Raw genomic sequence first — 1,289 nt, forward strand, 5'->3', positions numbered from 1 at the left:
TGCATTATTATTGCCAGGAAGTCCCAGCACTTTCTTAAAATGCCGTCGTAAATGAGCCAGACACTTCTGTTGGGCTGTGATTGTGCCACCATTATAAACACTGAAATCATCTGAGCTTAAAACTCCAGCAAATTCTGTACCCAGCATGGTTTCCAATTCCACACGCCCCCTGGTATCTGCGGCATGAAATAAACAGAATCCTTCTCCACTAGCTGTCCATAACCATTCTTTAACCCCCATGACACACTCTTAGTGTTTCATCTACATGAACATTTGATTGAAGAGGTGCCCATTCCCACAGTGCATTAATCGCTGGCTTGACTGCTGTTGCTACTCGTTGATTGGTTTTTTGCAATGTTCCTACTCCCACTTCAATCCTGCCGAGTTCCCACAAAAGCTCAGTCAGCTTTTCGTAGGAAAGATGCCCATAATTACCTAGCCAGACTAATAGTGCTTGCAGATTAACACTTAAGTCTTGTCCTGGAACTATTCCCAGGGGTGGTTCTCCTCTAACTACTGCACCACATTCGAGGCATTTACACGATTGTGTCTGATATTCGACGACCTCGATTGGTTTGGCGACTAGACTTGCTACTTGCTGCCTGTGGATGTTAATTACTTCACTTAATTCTTGACTACCACAATTTTGACAGATGCTGGGTGAGCTAATTTCGGTTCTGTCTACTCGTCCAAACCCTTTTCGGGTTTTCCCCTGATGACCTGGTTGTCCACCTGGTTTCTTTTTCTGGTCTGCTTCTGGTTTGACTGTTGGTTTCTCTGGTTTTTGGAGTAGATCCGTTGATGGAGGTTTTGATGAAGTTTGACTGGTGGTTTGATTTTTGCCCGTAGCAATCGCTAGTTTTTCTTGCAATTCTTCAATGATTTTTTGCAGCCCCAGTACCAGTTCTACCAGTTCAGCTTGGCTCAACTGCTCGATTTGGGTTTTTTCTTTCTGTCTGGTGGCTGCGGGCTTTTTCATTCGTTTATTTTACCAGTTTTTGACACTTAAGTCTTTTTTGACCTGAATCCTTACCTTTACTTAAAGGCTTTTTCTTAGTCTTTTTGATGGGAGTTCGGCTATGAGGATGAATCTTGTCAATCCCCTGATATCCCTTATCTGCTAATAGTTCTGTCTTTTTTCCGGTAGTCTATCTGACTTTCTTTCCAAATTCTAAAATCGTGTACCTTCCCTTTCGTGACTGCGATACAGAGAATTTCTTTCGTTTTTTGATTTACCAAGACCTGTGATTTCACTGTATGGCACTTTTGCTTGCCACTGTAATATCTCT

3 protein-coding genes are annotated in these 1,289 nt (G+C 42.5%); all 3 read right to left on the reverse strand.

Annotation, left to right across the window (positions count from 1 at the left end):
- Nucleotides 1-240 (reverse strand): IS66 family transposase (locus QUB44_RS30900; protein WP_333373744.1); only part of this gene is annotated, 240 nt, incomplete at its 3' end.
- Nucleotides 230-979, reverse strand: coding sequence for a DUF6444 domain-containing protein (locus QUB44_RS30905; RefSeq protein ID WP_333373746.1), 750 nt, complete (start codon nucleotides 977-979; stop codon nucleotides 230-232). The genes QUB44_RS30905 and QUB44_RS30900, both read right to left, overlap by 11 nt.
- 134 nt (nucleotides 980-1,113) lie before the next feature.
- A complete protein-coding gene (locus QUB44_RS31380; protein ID WP_445299948.1) occupies nucleotides 1,114-1,254 on the reverse strand; it encodes a hypothetical protein in 141 nt (46 codons plus the stop codon).
- Nucleotides 1,255-1,289: the final 35 nt, after the last annotated feature.

Source organism: Microcoleus sp. AT3-D2 (assembly GCF_036705715.1).
Taxonomy (GTDB): Bacteria; Cyanobacteriota; Cyanobacteriia; order Cyanobacteriales; family Microcoleaceae; genus Microcoleus.

Excerpts from the sequence above, each read along its gene's own strand:
- QUB44_RS30905 (WP_333373746.1), bottom strand. The coding sequence starts at position 979 with ATGAAAAAGCCCGCAGCCACCAGACAGAAAGAAAAAACCCAAATCGAG.